Here is a 15,944-nt window from a genome sequence, read left to right on the forward strand (position 1 = left end):
TCGAAGGGGGGCAGTTCAAGGATATCCTTGCCAGCCCGAGCGGTTGAAAGGGCCAGGACATGACCGATGATCCTAGCGCAGCGGCGGATGAAGCCTACGAGCTCGACAACCAGATCGGTTATATCCTGCGCGTCGCCAGCCAGCGCCATGCGGCTATTTTCCAGTCACAGGCACCGGGCGGCCTCACGCCGACACAATTCTCTGCATTGGTCCGCGTGGCTGAAAAAGGTGCCTGCTCACAAAACCTGCTAGGGCGGCTGACCTCCATGGACGTGGCAACAATCAAGGGCGTGGTGGATCGTCTGAAGCGCAAGGGTCTGGTGGTTCTGGAACCGGATCCGACGGACAAACGCCGGACGATTATCCGGCCGACAGCCGCTGCGTTAGAGATGATTGGCGCATTACATGATGCGGGCCGGCGCATTTCCGAAGCAACGCTCGAGCCTCTCACGCCCACCGAACGCAGCATGCTGATCCGGCTGCTGCGGAAGATCACCTGACGGTAGCCCAAAAGCGGAAGATTTTTCGTACGAAAAATCTTGGCCCGCTCACACGCCCAGATGCGTTTTCAGAAGGTCGGGCTGTTCGCGCAGATGGGCTGCCGTCACGGTTTCAAGATCACGGCCGTTTTCGATGAATGTCACCCGATCAGCGATCGAAAGCACCGCATCGACACGTTGCTCCACCAGCACGATCGCCACGCCCTCGTCCTTCATCCGCTGCACAACCTGACGGATCTGCTCGATCATCGAGGGCTGGAGCCCTTCGGTCGGCTCATCCAGAAGCAGAACCCTGGGCCGCAGGCAGAGCGCCCGCGCCGTCGCCAGCATCTGCTGTTCCCCGCCCGAGAGTGTGCTGGCCTGTTGCTCCAGCCGGTTCCTGAGCGGCGGAAACAGCTCCAGCACCCATTCACGGGTCTCCGGGCCGCTGCCGCAGGTCATCAACCCGATCTCGATATTCTCCGCCACGCTCAACTCGGGGAAAAGCCGCCGTCCCTGGGGAACATAGCCGACGCCGGCCTTTGGCACATCATGCGCCGGGCGACCGCTCAGCGGGGCACCATCCAGCGTGATCTGCCCGGCGCTCAATGGCAACAGCCCCATGATCGACTTCATCAGGGTGGTCTTGCCTGCACCGTTGCGGCCGAGAAGACAGAGAATTTCACCGGCCCGCGCCTCAATCGAGACGCCATGCAAAACCTTGACCCGGCCATAGGAGACATGGATGTCGCTGACCTTAAGCATCCACCGCACTCCCCAGATAAGCGGCCTGGACGGCGGCATTTGCGCGGACTTCCTCCGGTGTCCCCGAGGCCAGCGAACGGCCCATATCGAGCACATGGATATGATCGGCGGTGCGCATGACCACATCCATGTTGTGTTCAATCAGAAGGATCGTCGTCTCGCCCGCCAACGCCTTGATCAGCGAAACGAAATCATCGACTTCCGTCTCAGCGAGCCCCTGCGTGGGTTCATCAAGAATGAAAAGCTCGGGGTCCTGCGCGAGGCCCATGGCGATCTCCAGCACCCGTTGATGCCCGTAACTCAGATCACCCGCGATCTGCTCGGCGCGGTCACGCAGCCCCACCTGATCGAGCACCGCCTCGACCTTGGAACGGACCGCCCTGCCGGAGCTGCCCAGTCGCCGCCGCGCGGCGATCGCGACGTTCTCATAGAGGCTCAGCCCCGCATAGATCGACGTGATCTGGAACGTATAGGCAATGCCCAGCCGGATACGCTCATGCGCGGGCAAGGCGCTGATATCCTGATCCTCGAACACCACCGTGCCGCGCGTGGCCCTGATGCGCCCGCTGACCATGCCGACAAAGGTCGATTTGCCCGCGCCATTGGGACCGATCAAGGCCGTGACCTTGCCGCGCTGAAGATCGAAATCCACATCTTCGTTGGCCGCCAGCCCGCCATAGATCTTGGTCAGTCCACGGGTGCTGAGAATATTCACGGAAGCCATCGAAATGCCCTCCGCCGCAATTCACCCGCCAGCCCCTGCGGCGCGAACAATGTCAGAAGCACCAGCGCAACCCCGGCAATCAGCATGTAGGCCTGCGTGACCGAACTGCTCAGATCAATCAGGTAGAACATGAAGACAACCCCGATGAGCGGTCCAAGCGTCGTACCCGCCCCGCCCAGAAGAACCCAGAGCAGCGGGAAGATCGAGTATTGCACGGTGGCGAATGTGGCACCGGCATAACCAAAGAGCAGCGCATAGGCGGCCCCTGCCGCCCCCGAGATCGTGCCTGACAGGATCACCGCGATCAGCTTGGCGCGGTGCGTGTCATATCCCAGCATGCGCGTGCGTTCTTCGTTCTCACGGATCGCCACCAGGGTCCGCCCGAAAGGCGACCGCACAAGATAGGCAATGGCAAGGAAGACGACAGAGAAAAGGGTCAGCGCCGCAAAATACCTGGCCGTCTCGGTTGACACATCAGCGCCCAGGAAGACCCGCGCATCCTGCCGGATCACGAACCCCTCGTCGCCCCTCGTCCAGCCTCCGAAATAGAGCGCTGTCAGGTACCCCGCCTGTGCAAACATCAGCGTCACGATCATGAAGGACACACCAGAGGTGCGCAGCGCCAGAAAGCCCACTGCCGCCGCGACGACCAGAGCGCAGATCACACCGACGACAAAGGCCGGTTCGGCCGGCACGTCGAAATGGTACATGGCCAGCCCCAGCCCATACATGCCCGTGGCGAAAAAGAGCGCGTGGCCAAGGCTGAGCAGGCCGGTATAGCCAAAGAGCAGGTTGAAGCCCATCGCGTAGACCGCAAGCACCATGATCCGCGCAAGGCTGCTCACATGATAGGCGGGCAGAATGAAGAACAACGCGGCCAACAGCGCGATCACGCCCAGGTGCAGATAGAGAGAACGGCGGGCGTTTGTCATCGTTCCACGCGTCCCATCAGGCCCTGCGGCCGGAAGACCAGCACAAGAGCGACCACGAGTGTGGCGATGATCTTGGCCAGGGTGGGAGAGAAAAACACCGAGATGATCCCGTCGCTCATACCAATGAGGAACGCCGCGATCACCGTGCCTGGCAGGCTGCCCAGCCCGCCGATGATCACCACGATGAAACTCAGAAGCAGCGGGTCATGGCCCATCAGGTAATGCGCCTGCTGAATCGGCACGACAAGCACCGCCCCCATCGCCGCCAATCCGGCACCAAGACCGAAGACGTAAGAATAGACACGCCCCACCGGAATACCGAAGGCTTGCGCGGTTTCGCTATCCTGTTGGGTGGCGCGCATGATCAACCCTGCCTTCGTGCGCGTCATGAAGAGCCACAGGGCGGTCAGGATCGCGATTGCCGCCAGAATTACGAAAAGCTTGTAGCTGGTGATGCTCAGCCCCCAGGGCCAGAACATCGCAAAGCCGTTCTCCCCCCATTCGAACCAGGGCAGCGACAGGCGGTGGTTGAACGGCGGCTCGACAGGCCGCGCATCCGGGCCAAACGTCATCAGCGTGGTCTGCTGAATGATATAAAGCAGGCCAATGGTGGCCACGATGGTCCGGTCCGGATCATAGGCTATGCGTTCCAGGATGACCCGGTCGGCCACCACGGCGATGGCCCCGACCACCAGCGGGGCAATGACCAGCGCGGCAAGGAACCCCAGCGCAGGGGTCACCCCGACCATGCTGGCCACCACCCAGGCCAGAACGGCCCCGATCATGTAGAACTCGCCATGCGCGACATTCACCACGCGCATGACGCCAAATACGATACTGAGGCCCATCGCCGTGAGCGCCAGAATCGCCGCTGTCACCGCGCCTTCCAGCGCGGCCAGCATCAGATGCGGGCCGAACTCCATTTCAGAGTGTCCTTACGACTACAGACTCAGAACGACATCTGGGTGTAATCCACCTCGTCCTCGTACATCCCGTCTTCGATCGAGGTTGTATGCTGTTTCACCAGCTTTCCGTCCATGACCTTTGAGATATACTGATGTCCGAAAGTCTGGTGGGTCTTGCCATTGAACTTCTTGGCCCCCTGCGGGTGATCATCCGATTCCGGCATGTCCGTCATCGCCTCGACCGCTTCGATCAGCGACGCGCGGTCGCCCGGGCCGGAATAGCCCGAGGCTTCCATGCCTGCTTTGATGATGTTGAGCGTCTCCCAGCATCCGAACATATGCGCGTAGGTCGACACGTCCTTCTCATCCTCCACCGAGGCGCCCATTTCATTCACCCCCACAGCGGCGCGATAGGCCTTGTCATGCTCGGACTGGTCGGCCTGCGCGTGGCGCGGATTCCCCTCCCAGAAATAGGTGCCTTCCAGGAACTCAAGGCCGGGGCTGCCAAAGCTGACCGCTTCCAGGCTGTCGATAAAGCCGAAAAGCTGCGGGCCACTGGGCCCGAAGAACTCGCCCAGTTCCTTGACGAAAGTCAGCACAGCAGGGCCCACCATGACGTGATAGAGCACTTCCGTCTCCCGCGGGATCTGCGGGAAGTAGCGGGTAAAGGAGGTCTCCGTCGGCGGGATGGCGATGGAGGCCACAATCTCACCGCCCTGGGCGGTCATCGCTTCGGTAAAGAAGTCGCGGTGATCATGCCCGAACGCGAAGTCGGGATAGATCATCGTCACCTTCTTGCCGAGGTTCTCCGACACGAAGGGCGCCATTGCGATCACCTGGCTTTTCACATCTGTGATGCCGGGCTGAAGCGTATAGCGGTTGAGCGCGCCGGAGGCGACGTGATGCCCCTCGGACACCACGAAATACGGCAGCTTCAGCTCGCCCGCGCGCGGGGCAGAGCCATAGACCACGTGGCTGAAAAGCGTGCCAAAGGCGATATCACATTCATGCTGCTTGGCGAATTTTTCGACGACTTCGGCGCCACGCTTGGGATCGGTGCCGTCATCCTCGGCGATGATCTGTACCTCGCGGCCATTGATACCGCCCATCGCGTTGATCCGCGCGGCGGCGGCCTCGGTCGTGCGTCCGTACCAGCGACCATAGGATGCGCCGATCCCGGTGGCGTGCTGCTGGAAACCGATCTTGATCGGTCCGGAGCTTTGAGCATGGGCAAAACGCGCCACATCCGGCACGAAGCTCGATGCCGCGGCTACACCTGCGCCGGCACCGATGGATTTCAGAAGCCCGCGGCGCGTGAAGCTTTGCTTGGTCTTGTTGGTCATGACATATCTCCCATGGAATGGCTCTTGGCTGGCCTTGTGAACCGATTTTGTGTGTGTGCTAATGAAAAGTCCAGAGAAACTTGTGCTCACCCTCTCAGCCTAAGCACGAGCCCGCTTCACTTCACGGGGAAAATCGCCCGGCCGGGAGCGCCGAGAAAGAAATTGACAGGGTTCGGGCGCGGCTCATATTCTGTTTGTGTGCGAACGAATTGGAGCCTGCTGCCACATGGGCTATCACGTCCCGACATCGCTGGGAGACGCTTTGGAGGTTCTCGCCGGAACCAAGGCCAAGATCATTGCCGGTGGCACCGATGTCTATCCGGCGATGGGCGACGGACCTGCGCCAACCGAATTTCTGGACATCACCCGGCTGGACGCTCTGCGCGGGATCACTCGCGCCGGGTCCGGCTGGCGTATCGGGGCCGCAACCCGGTGGAGCGATATCCTGCAGGCCGATCTGCCCCCCGCGTTTGACGGCCTGAAAACGGCCGCGCGGCAGGTTGGCGGCTGGCAAATCCAGAATGCCGGAACAGTAGCGGGCAATATCTGCAACGCCTCTCCGGCCGCAGATGGGGTGCCGCCGCTTCTGACACTTGATGCCGAGGTCGAGATCAGCTCTGCCACGGCCACACGCCGCATCGCCCTGTCCCAGTTCATCACAGGTGTGCGGCAAACCGATCTGCGGCCCGGAGAAATGGTGACCGCACTCCATATCCCGCCCTTTCCGGAAAACTCAGAAAGCCGGTTTATAAAGCTGGGTGCGCGCAAGTATCTTGTGATTTCCATCGCCATGGTCGCCGCTCTGGTCGCACTGGACGAGGCAGGGCGTATCGAACAGGCCCGCATCGCGGTCGGAGCCTGTTCCGCCGTGGCCCAGCGGCTTCCGGGACTGGAGGCTGCTCTTGTCGGACAAAGCCATGCTGACCTGCATGGCGCCTCTCAGCTCTGGTCGGCGCATCTCGATCCGCTCTCGCCGATTGCCGATGTGCGCGGCTCAGAAACCTACCGTATCGAGGCCGCCGCCGCACTTTGCCACCGCGCGGTCCTGGCCTGCCTGGAGCCCGATCATGGATAAGCCAAGCACCGATTTGCCTGTTGCCTTCACCCTCAACGGTAGCGCCGCGGCCACCGAGAGCCGGATCGGCGAACGGCTGTCGCACACCCTGCGCGAACGGCTGGATCAGCGGGATGTCAAGATCGGATGCAACGCGGGCGATTGCGGAGCCTGCACCGTGCTGGTCGATGGGGAGCCGGTATGCGCCTGCCTGATGGCGACACCCCAGGCCAACGGGCGCTCCGTGGAAACCCTGGCCGGGCTGGTCAAGGCGGACCCCGACGCCCGGCGACTGGCAGAGAGTTTTCAGGCGCATGCGGCGGCACAATGCGGCATTTGCACCCCGGGCATGATGGTCACGGCAGTGGCGCTTCTCCGGCGTCTGCCAGAGCCCACTGCCGCAGAGGTCGAAGAGGCGCTTGGAGGTGTGCTTTGCCGCTGCACCGGCTATCGCAAGATCATCGACGCGGTCTGCGATGCGGGTCGGGGCGTCTGGCCTGAGCCACCCGATACCGGCCGTGTAGGCGCACCGATCCGCAAACTGGACGGGCTCGCGAAAGTCTCAGGACAGGAAGTGTTCTCGGACGATATCGCCCCCGGCGATACATTGGTGCTGCGGGTGCTCCGCTCGCCGCATGCAAGGGCTGGCTTCCGCTTTGGCGACCTTGAGGCCTTCGTCGCCGAAACAGACGGAATCGAAACCGTCCTGACGGCAGCGGATGTGCCGGGTCAAAACCTTTATGGCGTGATTCCCGGGTTCATCGATCAGCCTGTCTTTGCCGAAACCGAAGCGCGTTTTCGTGGCGAGGCGGTTGCTGCGGTCATCGGTACGGCCCAGGCCATGCAGGCCTTTGACATGCAATCCTTTCCGGTCACATGGGAGCCCCTCCCCGCCGCCGAAGGGATCAGCGCAGCCCTGGCGCCCAATGCCCCGCAGCTTCATGCGGACCGCTCCGGCAACATCATGTGCAAGGGGCTTGTGCAATGCGGCAATGCCGACACCGCGCTGCAAGAAGCCGATGTCACAGCCGAAGGCGAGTTCACCACATCTTACGTCGAGCATGGCTATATCGAACCGGAAGCCGCCTATGCCTATCTCGAAGAGGGCCGCATCGTGATCCATGCGGGCACCCAGGCCCCGGTGATGAACCGCGAAAGCATGGCATTGATTCTCGGCTGGGACGAAGCACGCGTCCGCATTGCCCCAACCGCGGTAGGAGGCGGGTTTGGCTCAAAGCTCGACTTGTCGATTCAGCCGCTCGTCGCGCTGGGGGCCGTCAAGACCGGGCGGCCGGTACGCGCCACCTATAGCCGCACAGAATCGATGCAATCGACCACCAAACGCCACCCGGCGCAGATCGCTGTGAGGATTGGGGCGAAGGCGGATGGTACGCTCTGCGGTATGGACTTCACCGGACAATTCAACACCGGAGCCTATGCCTCCTGGGGGCCGACCGTGGCAAATAGAGTGCCCGTGCATGCCTCAGGGCCGTACCGCCTGACCGATTACTGCGCCAAGAGCACAGCCGTCTACACAAACGGCCCGCCCTCGGGCGCGTTCCGGGGCTTCGGTGTTCCGCAATCGGCGATAGCGCAGGAATCGCTCTTTGATGAGCTTGCCGCACAGCTTGGCATGGATGCGCTGGAGTTCCGCATCAGGAACGCGCTTACGGCAGGGCAGCCAACGGTCTGCGGACAGGTGTTCGAACAGGGTGTCGGAATCAAAGCCTGCCTGGAGGCGCTGCGTCCTGCCTGGAGTGAGAGCCGCGCCAGGGCAGAGGCGTTCAACGCCCAGGCCGAGGCAGAGCAAACCCCGCTGCGTCTTGGCGTCGGCGTGGCCGCGGGTTGGTACGGCTGCGGCAACACGTCGTTGCCCAATCCATCGACGATCAAGGCCGGGCTTCGCGCCGATGGCAGCGTCGTTCTGCATCAGGGCGCGATGGATATCGGCCAGGGAGCGAACACAGTCATTGCCCAGATATTTGCCGAAGCACTAGGCTTGCCGGTCCACGAGATGCAGCTCATCGGGGCAGATACGGATATCACCCCAGACGGCGGCAAGACGTCCGCCTCGCGTCAGACTTTCGTTTCGGGAAATGCCGCGCGCCTCTCGGGAGAGGCGTTGCGACGGCAGATCCTGGTCATGGTCAACGCTTCCGAAGACGCCGGACTCGCCATCGATGGGGGACGGATCATCGTGACCGATGCCGGGCAGACCCATGAGATCGACCTGGCCAAACTGGCGCCGGACGAGGACGGCTATGTGCTGCGGGCCTGCGAAACCTATGATCCGCCCACCCGGCCGCTCGACGAGAACGGACAGGGCATCCCCTATGCGCAGTTTGGCTATGCCGCTCATCTGGCCGAGGTGGAGGTGGACCTTGCCCTGGGCACGGTCAAAGCCCGCAAGTTCACCGCGGCGCATGATCTCGGGCAGGCGATCAATCCTTTGCTGGTGGAAGGTCAGGTGCAAGGCGGTATCGCGCAGGGGCTCGGGATGGCGCTGATGGAAGAGTATCTGCCCGGGCGCACCGAGAACCTGCACGATTATCTGATCCCAACAACGGGCGATATGCCGCCGGTCGACACCCTCATCATAGAAGACCCTGATGCGCACGGACCCTATGGCGCAAAGGGGCTTGGCGAACATGTGCTTATCCCGACCGCACCCGCGATTCTGAACGCCATCGCCCACGCGTCGGGTGTGCGCATCCGCCAGGTCCCCGCCACACCGTCGGTCGTGCGCGCAGCGCTCCGGGAGGCAGGCCATGACTGAACGTATCCGGCCCGAAGAAAAGATCCGGTGCGATGCCTGTCCGGTCATGTGCTACATCGCGGATGGCAAAGTCGGCGCCTGTGACCGCTACGCCAATCACGGCGGCGACCTGGTTCGGCTCGATCCGCTGACCATCATCGAAGGGGCCGCTGAGAAAGGGGTGAAGGCCGTGCCCTTCCTGCCCACCGGCTCCGCGGGCGATTGGGATGGCGATCTGCTGCAGGCCAACCGGCCGTTTGTCACTGCCATTGGCGCGGGCACGACATACCCCGATTACAAGCCTGCCCCCTTTATCGTCAGTCAGGATGTCGAGGGGGTGGACATGGTCACCGTGGTGACGGAAGGCATCTTCTCTTATTGCGGGGTGAAGATCAAAATCGACACGGACCGGCACATTGGCCACGAGCGCGCCATTGTGCGTGCAGACGGCGAGCCTGTCGGCCATGTGATGACCTCAGAATATGGCTCCAAGATGTTGTCGCTGGGCGGCGTGGAGCACCTTACCGGCGGCACGAAAAAAGAGGGTCGCGTGACCTGTGACACGCTGCTGAAACTGTGTAATTGCGAACCGGTGGAACTGTGCATTGACGAGGGCGCGACCGTCGTCGTGCAGGCCGGTCAGGCCCCGATCATCGACGGGGAGCGTGAAAATCTGATGCGCGTTGGCTGCGGCTCGGCCGCGATCGGCATGTTCGCCGCGCAATGGGTGGGTCACGCGGATGAAGTCATTGTGGTGGATGACCATATCACCGGCCAGCTTTCGGAACATCAGGCCGGTCAGCAGCTTGACGTGCCGCCCACCGGCATCCGGATCAATGGCCGCCGTTCCACGCCGGGGCGCTATTTCCAGGTTGCGGAGCCGGGCACGGGTTGGGGCGGAACCAACATCGAGGATCCGTTGACCATCCTCAAACCGAGCGACCCCAAGAAAGCCTGGCCGGGTTTACGCCTGCTGATGGTCTCGACCACGGGCGAGCAATCCGCCTATTACGAGCTTGATGACGATCTGGTGCCACAGCCCAAACCCATGCCCGCCGCCTTGCGCGCCTCAGCCGAGCGCATTGCCGAAAACTGCGAGCCCTCGGTCTGTTCGGTGCTGTTCATGGGCGGCGCAGGTGGATCGCTCCGCGCCGGGGTGACCGAAAACCCGGTGCGCCTCACCCGGTCTGTCAAGGATAGCCTGACCCTCGTGAGTGTTGGAGGGGCCGAGGCCTATGTCTGGCCGGGCGGCGGCATCACGATCATGGCCGATGTGCTCAACATGCCGTCCAATGCCTTTGGCTATGTCCCCACACCGGCTTTGGTCGCACCTATCGAGTTCACCATGCGCCTGAGCGACTACGCCGCCCTGGGCGGCCATATGGACGAGGTGCAGCCCCTCGAAGCCGTCGACCGCCCCGAGGTCCGCAAGGTGGGCAAGGTCGACCCACGAAGCGACCCGACCCATGCGCGAAATTTCAAATGGCGGGACCGCTCATGATGCAGGCGCAGGCATCGCTGATCGCGGGGGGGCGTTTGCATCTGCATCACGGCCCGATCGACCTGATCATCGGGGTGGAGCCCGAAGCGCAACGAAGCGCCGCGTTTGAGGCGGCCTTCGTGCGCTTTCAAACGATCCTGCAGGAACTGACCGAAGAGCTTCCTTTGCTGCGCGCGCCCGTCGATCCGACCGCCGCCCTTCCCTCGGGACAGGTGGCGAGGCGCATGTTCGATGCCTGTCGGCCCCTCGCCTCGCTCTGTTTTGTGACGCCGATGGCCGCCGTGGCGGGTGCTGTGGCCGAAGAGGTACTTGCCGCGATGACCCGGGCCACCCGCCTTGAGCGGGCCTATGTCAACAATGGCGGCGACATCGCTCTGCATGTGTCCCCCGGCGCAGAAATGAAGACGGCGATCATGGGATTGAACGGGGCGGAACTGGGGCGGATCACGCTCGGCTCCGATGATGGCATCGCCGGCATCGCGACCAGCGGTCAGGGCGGGCGCAGCCTCTCGCTTGGCATTGCCGATAGTGTGACCGTTCTGGCGGCAACCGCGGCCCGCGCCGATGTTGCCGCCACACTGATTGCCAATGCGGTGGATCTTCCGGGACACGCCGCGATCCGGCGCGCCACTGCGTCACACAATCACCCGGACAGCGATCTGGGCGATCAGCAGATCGTGACGCATGTTGGCCCCCTGCACGCTCAGGACGTGAGCGACGCGCTGATCCGCGGCCAAAAGAGGGCCGACACCCTGTTGGCCAGCGGCCAGATTCGCGCCGCCCATCTCAGTCTGCGCGGTCAGTCCCGTATGTCGGGATCCCTGCCGATACGCGCACCATCCAAAGAGGAGCTGGCCCATGCCTGAGCTGATCCTGCGAAAACTGGTCACAGTCGTGGAGGATATCCATCACGAAGGCGGCCCGGTGGCGGAAACACCGGTCAGGCGCGCCGCGGCGCTGGCGGTGATAAAGAACCCCTTCGCCAAGCGCTATGTAGAGGACATTCAGGATTTCATGGACGACCTGCGCCCTCTCGGCCTGCGCATGGCCCGGCGTCTTGTGGATATTCTTGGCGGGCCCGACAAAATCGAAGGCTACGGTAAGGGCGCGCTGATCGGGCTGGACGGCGAGGTGGAGCATGCCGCGCTCTGGCACAATCCGGGCGGTTATGCGATGCGCGAGGTGATTGGTGGAACCAGGGCCATCGTGCCGTCCAGCAAGAAGGTCGGCGCGAAGGGCGCGCGGCTCGATGTGCCCATCACCCATATCAACGCCTCATATGTGCGCAGCCATTTCGACGCAATGGAGGTGGGTCATAACGATGCTCCGGCCGCCGATGAAATGCTGCTGGCGCTGGTCATGACAACCGGCGCGCGCGTTCATTCCCGCTCGGGTGGGCTGGAGGCGTGGGAGATCACAGGAGAGGACGGACTGAGATGACATTGAACATTCGCAAAACAGCGGTCTGGGTTGAAGAGACCCACCTGGAAATGGGCAAGACCATTGACCCGCCCACGCGCAAGGCTGTGGCGGTGGCGGTCATCGCCAATCCTTTTGCCGGCACGTATGTCGAAGACCTCACTCCGCTGATGGATATCGGTGCAGAGCTGGGTGGCATGCTGGGCGAGCGATGCGTCGAGGCGCTGGGGATCACACCCGATCAGGCCGAAAGCTATGGCAAGGCGGCGATGGTGGGCGAAAACGGAGAGCTGGAACACGCCGCCGCGATCCTGCACCCGAAGCTGGGCGCGCCGCTGCGCAAAGCTGTGGAAAAGGGGGCCGCGCTTGTGCCGTCGTCGAAAAAGATGGGTGGACCGGGGCAGGATCTCGACGTGCCCCTGGGCCATAAGGATGCGGCATATGTGCGCTCACATTTCGACGGGGTCGAGGTGCGCATGAACGATGCCCCCCGCGCCAACGAAATCCTGGTCGCCGTGGCGGTGACGGATAGCGGCCGACCCCTGCCACGCGTTGGCGGACTGACCCATGGCGAGGCCGAAGGGAAAGATGGCCTTCGGTAAGCCTCGGAAAAATATACTGAATTCCTGAGGCCAAGATTTTTCGTACGAAAAATCTCTTCCACGCCCTGCGGTTTGGCGGCGCAAAATAACGTTTTCGACTTGCTCTTTGCGGGGGCAAACTCTACCTACACCGATACCTCGGGGTGCATGGCGCGACCATGCTGAGATGCAATCTGCGAACCCGTTGAACCTGAACCGGCTAGAACCGGCGGAGGGAAGGTTTTCCGGAGCATGCATCCGCCCTTGCCCTTCCGTCGCAAAGGAGGATGACATGAAACATCTTATTTTTGCTGCGGGACTTCTTGGCGCAACCACGGCCTTGGCTGAGGCGCCCGAGCTTACCGTTTATACCTATGACAGCTTTGTATCCGACTGGGGCCCAGGGCCTCAGGTGGAAGCCGCCTTTGAAGCAACGTGCGGCTGCGACCTGAAACTTGTGGGCATCGAGGACGGCGCGGCCCTGCTGGCGCGGGTCCGGCTTGAAGGCGACCGCACCGATGCCGATCTTGTGCTCGGGCTTGACACCAACCTGATGAAGGCGGCGCGGGATACCGGCCTTTTCGCACCGCACGCGGTCAGCGCGGAGTATGCGTTGCCGGTGAACTGGTCCGACGACATCTTTGTGCCCTACGATTGGGGTTATTTCGCCTTTGTCCACTCGGCCGAGATCACGCCTCCCGCCAATTTCAGGGCGCTCGCCGAAAGCGACACCACCATCGTTATCCAGGATCCGCGCTCGTCAACGCCCGGCCTGGGCCTGCTGATGTGGGTCAAGGCTGCTTATGGCGACGAGGCTCCGGTGATCTGGGAGGGGCTGGCCGACAATATCGTGACGGTCACGAAGGGTTGGTCCGAGGCCTATGGCCTCTTCCTGGAAGGCGAAGCCGACATGGTGCTGAGCTACACAACCTCGCCGGCTTATCATCTGATCGCCGAGGACGACGCCTCGAAGGCCGCCGCAGCCTTCGACGAAGGGCATTACATGCAGGTCGAGGTGGCGGCCAAGCTAGCGTCGAGCGACCAGGCTGAGCTTGCGGATCAGTTTCTGGCCTTCATGGTGTCAGATGCGTTTCAGGAGATCATCCCGACGACGAACTGGATGTATCCCGCGATCACTCCGGCCTCGGGGCTGCCTGATGGGTTCGAGACACTGATCACACCCGCCACGTCGCTTCTCTTCTCGCCTGAAGACGCTGCCGCACTGCGCGACCTGGCGCTGGACGAATGGCTCACCGCGCTCAGCCGCTGAGCGCCTGGCCCGGACGCGTCGCGGCACTGGCTGTCGCGGCGCTGATCCTGGGCACGCTGCTGGCAGTGGCACTGCGTGCCGAAACCGGTCGCGGCCTCAGCTTTGCGGATTGGGCCGCGCTGCGCTTTACAGTCGTACAGGCGGCGCTTTCCGCGCTTCTGAGCGTGGCTCTTGCGGTACCGGTGGCCCGGGCGCTGGCCCGGCGCCGCTTTGTTGGGCGGCGCCTGCTGATCGCGCTGCTTGGCGCACCGTTCATCCTGCCGGTGATCGTGGCCATTCTGGGCCTCTTGCAGATCTTCGGACGGTCGGGGTGGCTGAGTGATCTTCTGGTCGCAGCCGGGTTTCAACCGCTGCAGATCTATGGCTTGCATGGGGTTGTTCTGGCGCATGTCTTTTTCAACCTGCCATTGGCGACGCGCCTGATCCTCCAGGCCTGGCAGGAGGTACCCGCCGAGCAGTACCGCATCGCGGCTCAGCTCAATTTCAGCCCTTGGACCATGTTTCGACTGATCGAAGCGCCCCTGCTGCGCCGCGCCTGCCCCGGAGCGCTGGCGGTGGTTTTCGCAATCTGCCTGAGCAGCTTTGCCGTGGCGCTGACGCTTGGCGGCGGACCACGCGCCACCACGCTGGAGCTCGCGATTTATCAGGCCTTCCGGTTCGATTTCGACCTTGGTCGTGCGGCGATGCTCTCGGGCATGCAACTCGTTCTCACGCTCTGCGCAGCCGGGCTCGCCTTGCGTCTGACCAGGGGGGACGGCTTTGGCACAGGGCTTGACCGCCACCTGCGCCGCTGGGACGGAGGCAGTATCGGGGCGAGACTGCTTGATGCAACATGGATTGTCCTTGCCGCACTGTTCCTGCTTCTGCCGCTGCTTGCTATCTGCATCGCGGGCCTGCCAGACCTCGCCCGGATGCCTGCATCCGTTCTCTCCGCCGCGCTCACATCCATTGCCGTCGCATTGGGCAGCACGGTGCTTCTGCTTGGGCTGGCCTTGCCGATGGCCGCCGGTGTTGCCCTTGGCCGGGCCGGGCCAATCGAACTCGCGGGGATCCTTGGCTTGGCCGCCTCGCCCCTCGTCATCGGCACCGGGCTTTTCATCCTGCTCCGCCCCGTGGCCGACCCTTTTGCGCTGGCCCTGCCGGTCACGGCGCTGGTGAATGCCGTTATGGCCCTGCCCTTCGCATTGCGCATTCTCATCCCCAGAGCGCGCGCGGTGGTTCACGACATGTCGCGCCTTGCGCTTTCACTCGACATGGGACACGTCACATTTGCCCGTCTGGTTCTGCTGCCCCGCATGCGCGCGCAGATCGGGTTTGCCGCGGGACTTGCTGCCGCGCTGTCAATGGGCGATCTTGGCGTGATCGCGCTGTTTGCCGATGCCGAGATTGCCACGCTGCCGCTGCAGATCTTTCGTCTGATGGGGGCCTACCGGGTGCAGGATGCTGCGGCGGCGGCTCTGCTGCTGCTGATCCTGTCGATGGCCATATTCTGGCTGCTAGACCGAGGGGGACGGTATCATGCTGAAGCTTGAAGCCTGCCGGATCGAAAACGGCTCGTTCACACTTTCGGCCGATATTCAGATTGCCCAAGGATCGCGCTGCGCGGTGATCGGCCCCTCCGGCTCAGGTAAATCCACCCTTTTGGAGGCAATCGCGGGCTTTCGCGGGTTGAGCGCCGGGCGCATCACCTGGCAAGGAAACGACATGTCTGATCAGCCGCCAGGGCAACGCCCCGTGGCCATGCTGTTTCAGGACGGTAACCTTTTCCCGCATCTCACTGCGGCGCAGAATGTCGGGCTCGGTTTGCGCCCGGTGGCCCGGCTCACCGCAAGCGAGAAGCAGACGGTCGACACCGCTCTTGCACGGGTCGGGCTTGAAGGAATGGGCGCACGCAAGCCTGCGGAACTCTCCGGGGGGCAACAAAGCCGGGTGGCCCTGGCGCGCGCTCTGGTGCAGCGCCGCGCCATCTTGTTACTCGACGAGCCCTTTGCCGCCCTTGGCCCAGCGCTCAAGGCCGACATGCTCGATCTTGTGGCCGATCTGGTGAACGAAACCGGTGCCACGCTTCTGATGGTGAGCCATGATCCCGACGATGCGCTCCGGATCTGCGGGCATGCGATCCTGGTTGCGGGGGCGTGCGCAGCGCCCCCGGTGGAAACCAAGGCGCTGCTCAGCAATCCGCCGCCTGAGCTGCGCGATTATCTGGGCTGATCCGC

General features: G+C 63.0%; 15 protein-coding genes and 1 riboswitch. Of the genes, 10 read left to right on the forward strand and 5 right to left on the reverse strand.

Annotation, left to right across the window (positions count from 1 at the left end):
* Positions 1-59: 59 nt before the first annotated feature.
* On the forward strand, positions 60-500 hold the full coding sequence (locus tag EI983_RS16120) for a MarR family winged helix-turn-helix transcriptional regulator (protein ID WP_157708374.1): 441 nt from the start codon (positions 60-62) through the stop codon (positions 498-500).
* 48 nt (positions 501-548) lie between these two features.
* Here EI983_RS16120 and EI983_RS16125 read toward each other — a convergent pair whose 3' ends face one another.
* Genes EI983_RS16125 through EI983_RS16145 form a run of 5 tightly spaced genes read right to left on the reverse strand, consistent with a single transcriptional unit; the run spans position 549 to position 5,148 of the window.
* Positions 549-1,244: an ABC transporter ATP-binding protein gene (locus EI983_RS16125; RefSeq protein ID WP_157708375.1), complete on the reverse strand. Its 696-nt coding sequence runs from the start codon at positions 1,242-1,244 to the stop codon at positions 549-551.
* Positions 1,237-1,968 (reverse strand): ABC transporter ATP-binding protein, encoded by a 732-nt coding sequence (locus EI983_RS16130; protein ID WP_157708376.1) that lies wholly within the window; start codon positions 1,966-1,968, stop codon positions 1,237-1,239. Before EI983_RS16130 ends, EI983_RS16125 begins: the two co-directional genes overlap by 8 nt.
* Positions 1,956-2,900: a branched-chain amino acid ABC transporter permease gene (locus tag EI983_RS16135; protein ID WP_157708377.1), complete on the reverse strand. Its 945-nt coding sequence runs from the start codon at positions 2,898-2,900 to the stop codon at positions 1,956-1,958. The genes EI983_RS16130 and EI983_RS16135 overlap by 13 nt, the downstream gene beginning before the upstream one ends.
* Positions 2,897-3,823 (reverse strand): branched-chain amino acid ABC transporter permease, encoded by a 927-nt coding sequence (locus tag EI983_RS16140; RefSeq protein WP_157708378.1) that lies wholly within the window; start codon positions 3,821-3,823, stop codon positions 2,897-2,899. The genes EI983_RS16135 and EI983_RS16140 overlap by 4 nt, the downstream gene beginning before the upstream one ends.
* Before the next feature lie 26 nt (positions 3,824-3,849).
* Positions 3,850-5,148, reverse strand: a complete 1,299-nt coding sequence (locus EI983_RS16145; protein WP_157708379.1) for an ABC transporter substrate-binding protein — start codon at positions 5,146-5,148, stop codon at positions 3,850-3,852.
* A gap of 226 nt (positions 5,149-5,374) precedes the next feature.
* On the opposite strand from EI983_RS16145, the gene EI983_RS16150 reads away from it, so the two are divergent.
* The 9 genes from EI983_RS16150 (at position 5,375) to EI983_RS16190 (ending at position 15,939) form a co-directional block, all read left to right on the forward strand.
* Positions 5,375-6,223 (forward strand): FAD binding domain-containing protein, encoded by an 849-nt coding sequence (locus tag EI983_RS16150; RefSeq protein WP_157708380.1) that lies wholly within the window; start codon positions 5,375-5,377, stop codon positions 6,221-6,223.
* The gene (locus EI983_RS16155) at positions 6,216-8,978 is read left to right on the forward strand and encodes a molybdopterin-dependent oxidoreductase (protein WP_157708381.1); all 2,763 of its coding nucleotides are present in this window, start codon (positions 6,216-6,218) and stop codon (positions 8,976-8,978) included. Before EI983_RS16150 ends, EI983_RS16155 begins: the two co-directional genes overlap by 8 nt.
* Complete coding sequence (locus EI983_RS16160) at positions 8,971-10,458, forward strand: 6-hydroxynicotinate reductase (protein ID WP_157708382.1); 1,488 nt, start codon at positions 8,971-8,973, stop codon at positions 10,456-10,458. The genes EI983_RS16155 and EI983_RS16160 overlap by 8 nt, the downstream gene beginning before the upstream one ends.
* Positions 10,440-11,324 carry a UPF0280 family protein gene (locus EI983_RS16165; protein ID WP_246162213.1) on the forward strand — a complete coding sequence of 295 codons (885 nt, stop codon included), beginning with the start codon at positions 10,440-10,442 and terminating at the stop codon, positions 11,322-11,324. The genes EI983_RS16160 and EI983_RS16165 overlap by 19 nt, the downstream gene beginning before the upstream one ends.
* The gene (locus EI983_RS16170) at positions 11,317-11,898 is read left to right on the forward strand and encodes an amino acid synthesis family protein (protein ID WP_157708383.1); all 582 of its coding nucleotides are present in this window, start codon (positions 11,317-11,319) and stop codon (positions 11,896-11,898) included. Before EI983_RS16165 ends, EI983_RS16170 begins: the two co-directional genes overlap by 8 nt.
* Positions 11,895-12,479: an amino acid synthesis family protein gene (locus EI983_RS16175; RefSeq protein WP_157708384.1), complete on the forward strand. Its 585-nt coding sequence runs from the start codon at positions 11,895-11,897 to the stop codon at positions 12,477-12,479. Before EI983_RS16170 ends, EI983_RS16175 begins: the two co-directional genes overlap by 4 nt.
* Before the next feature lie 129 nt (positions 12,480-12,608).
* Positions 12,609-12,713, forward strand: a riboswitch (TPP riboswitch).
* A 37-nt stretch (positions 12,714-12,750) separates the two neighbouring features.
* Positions 12,751-13,728: a thiamine ABC transporter substrate binding subunit gene (gene thiB, locus EI983_RS16180; protein WP_157708385.1), complete on the forward strand. Its 978-nt coding sequence runs from the start codon at positions 12,751-12,753 to the stop codon at positions 13,726-13,728.
* The gene (locus EI983_RS16185; RefSeq protein WP_157708386.1) at positions 13,704-15,260 is read left to right on the forward strand and encodes a thiamine/thiamine pyrophosphate ABC transporter permease ThiP; all 1,557 of its coding nucleotides are present in this window, start codon (positions 13,704-13,706) and stop codon (positions 15,258-15,260) included. The genes thiB and EI983_RS16185 overlap by 25 nt, the downstream gene beginning before the upstream one ends.
* Complete coding sequence (locus EI983_RS16190) at positions 15,247-15,939, forward strand: thiamine ABC transporter ATP-binding protein (protein ID WP_157708387.1); 693 nt, start codon at positions 15,247-15,249, stop codon at positions 15,937-15,939. Before EI983_RS16185 ends, EI983_RS16190 begins: the two co-directional genes overlap by 14 nt.
* Positions 15,940-15,944: the final 5 nt, after the last annotated feature.

This window comes from Roseovarius faecimaris (assembly GCF_009762325.1).
Classification (GTDB): Bacteria; Pseudomonadota; Alphaproteobacteria; order Rhodobacterales; family Rhodobacteraceae; genus Roseovarius; species Roseovarius faecimaris.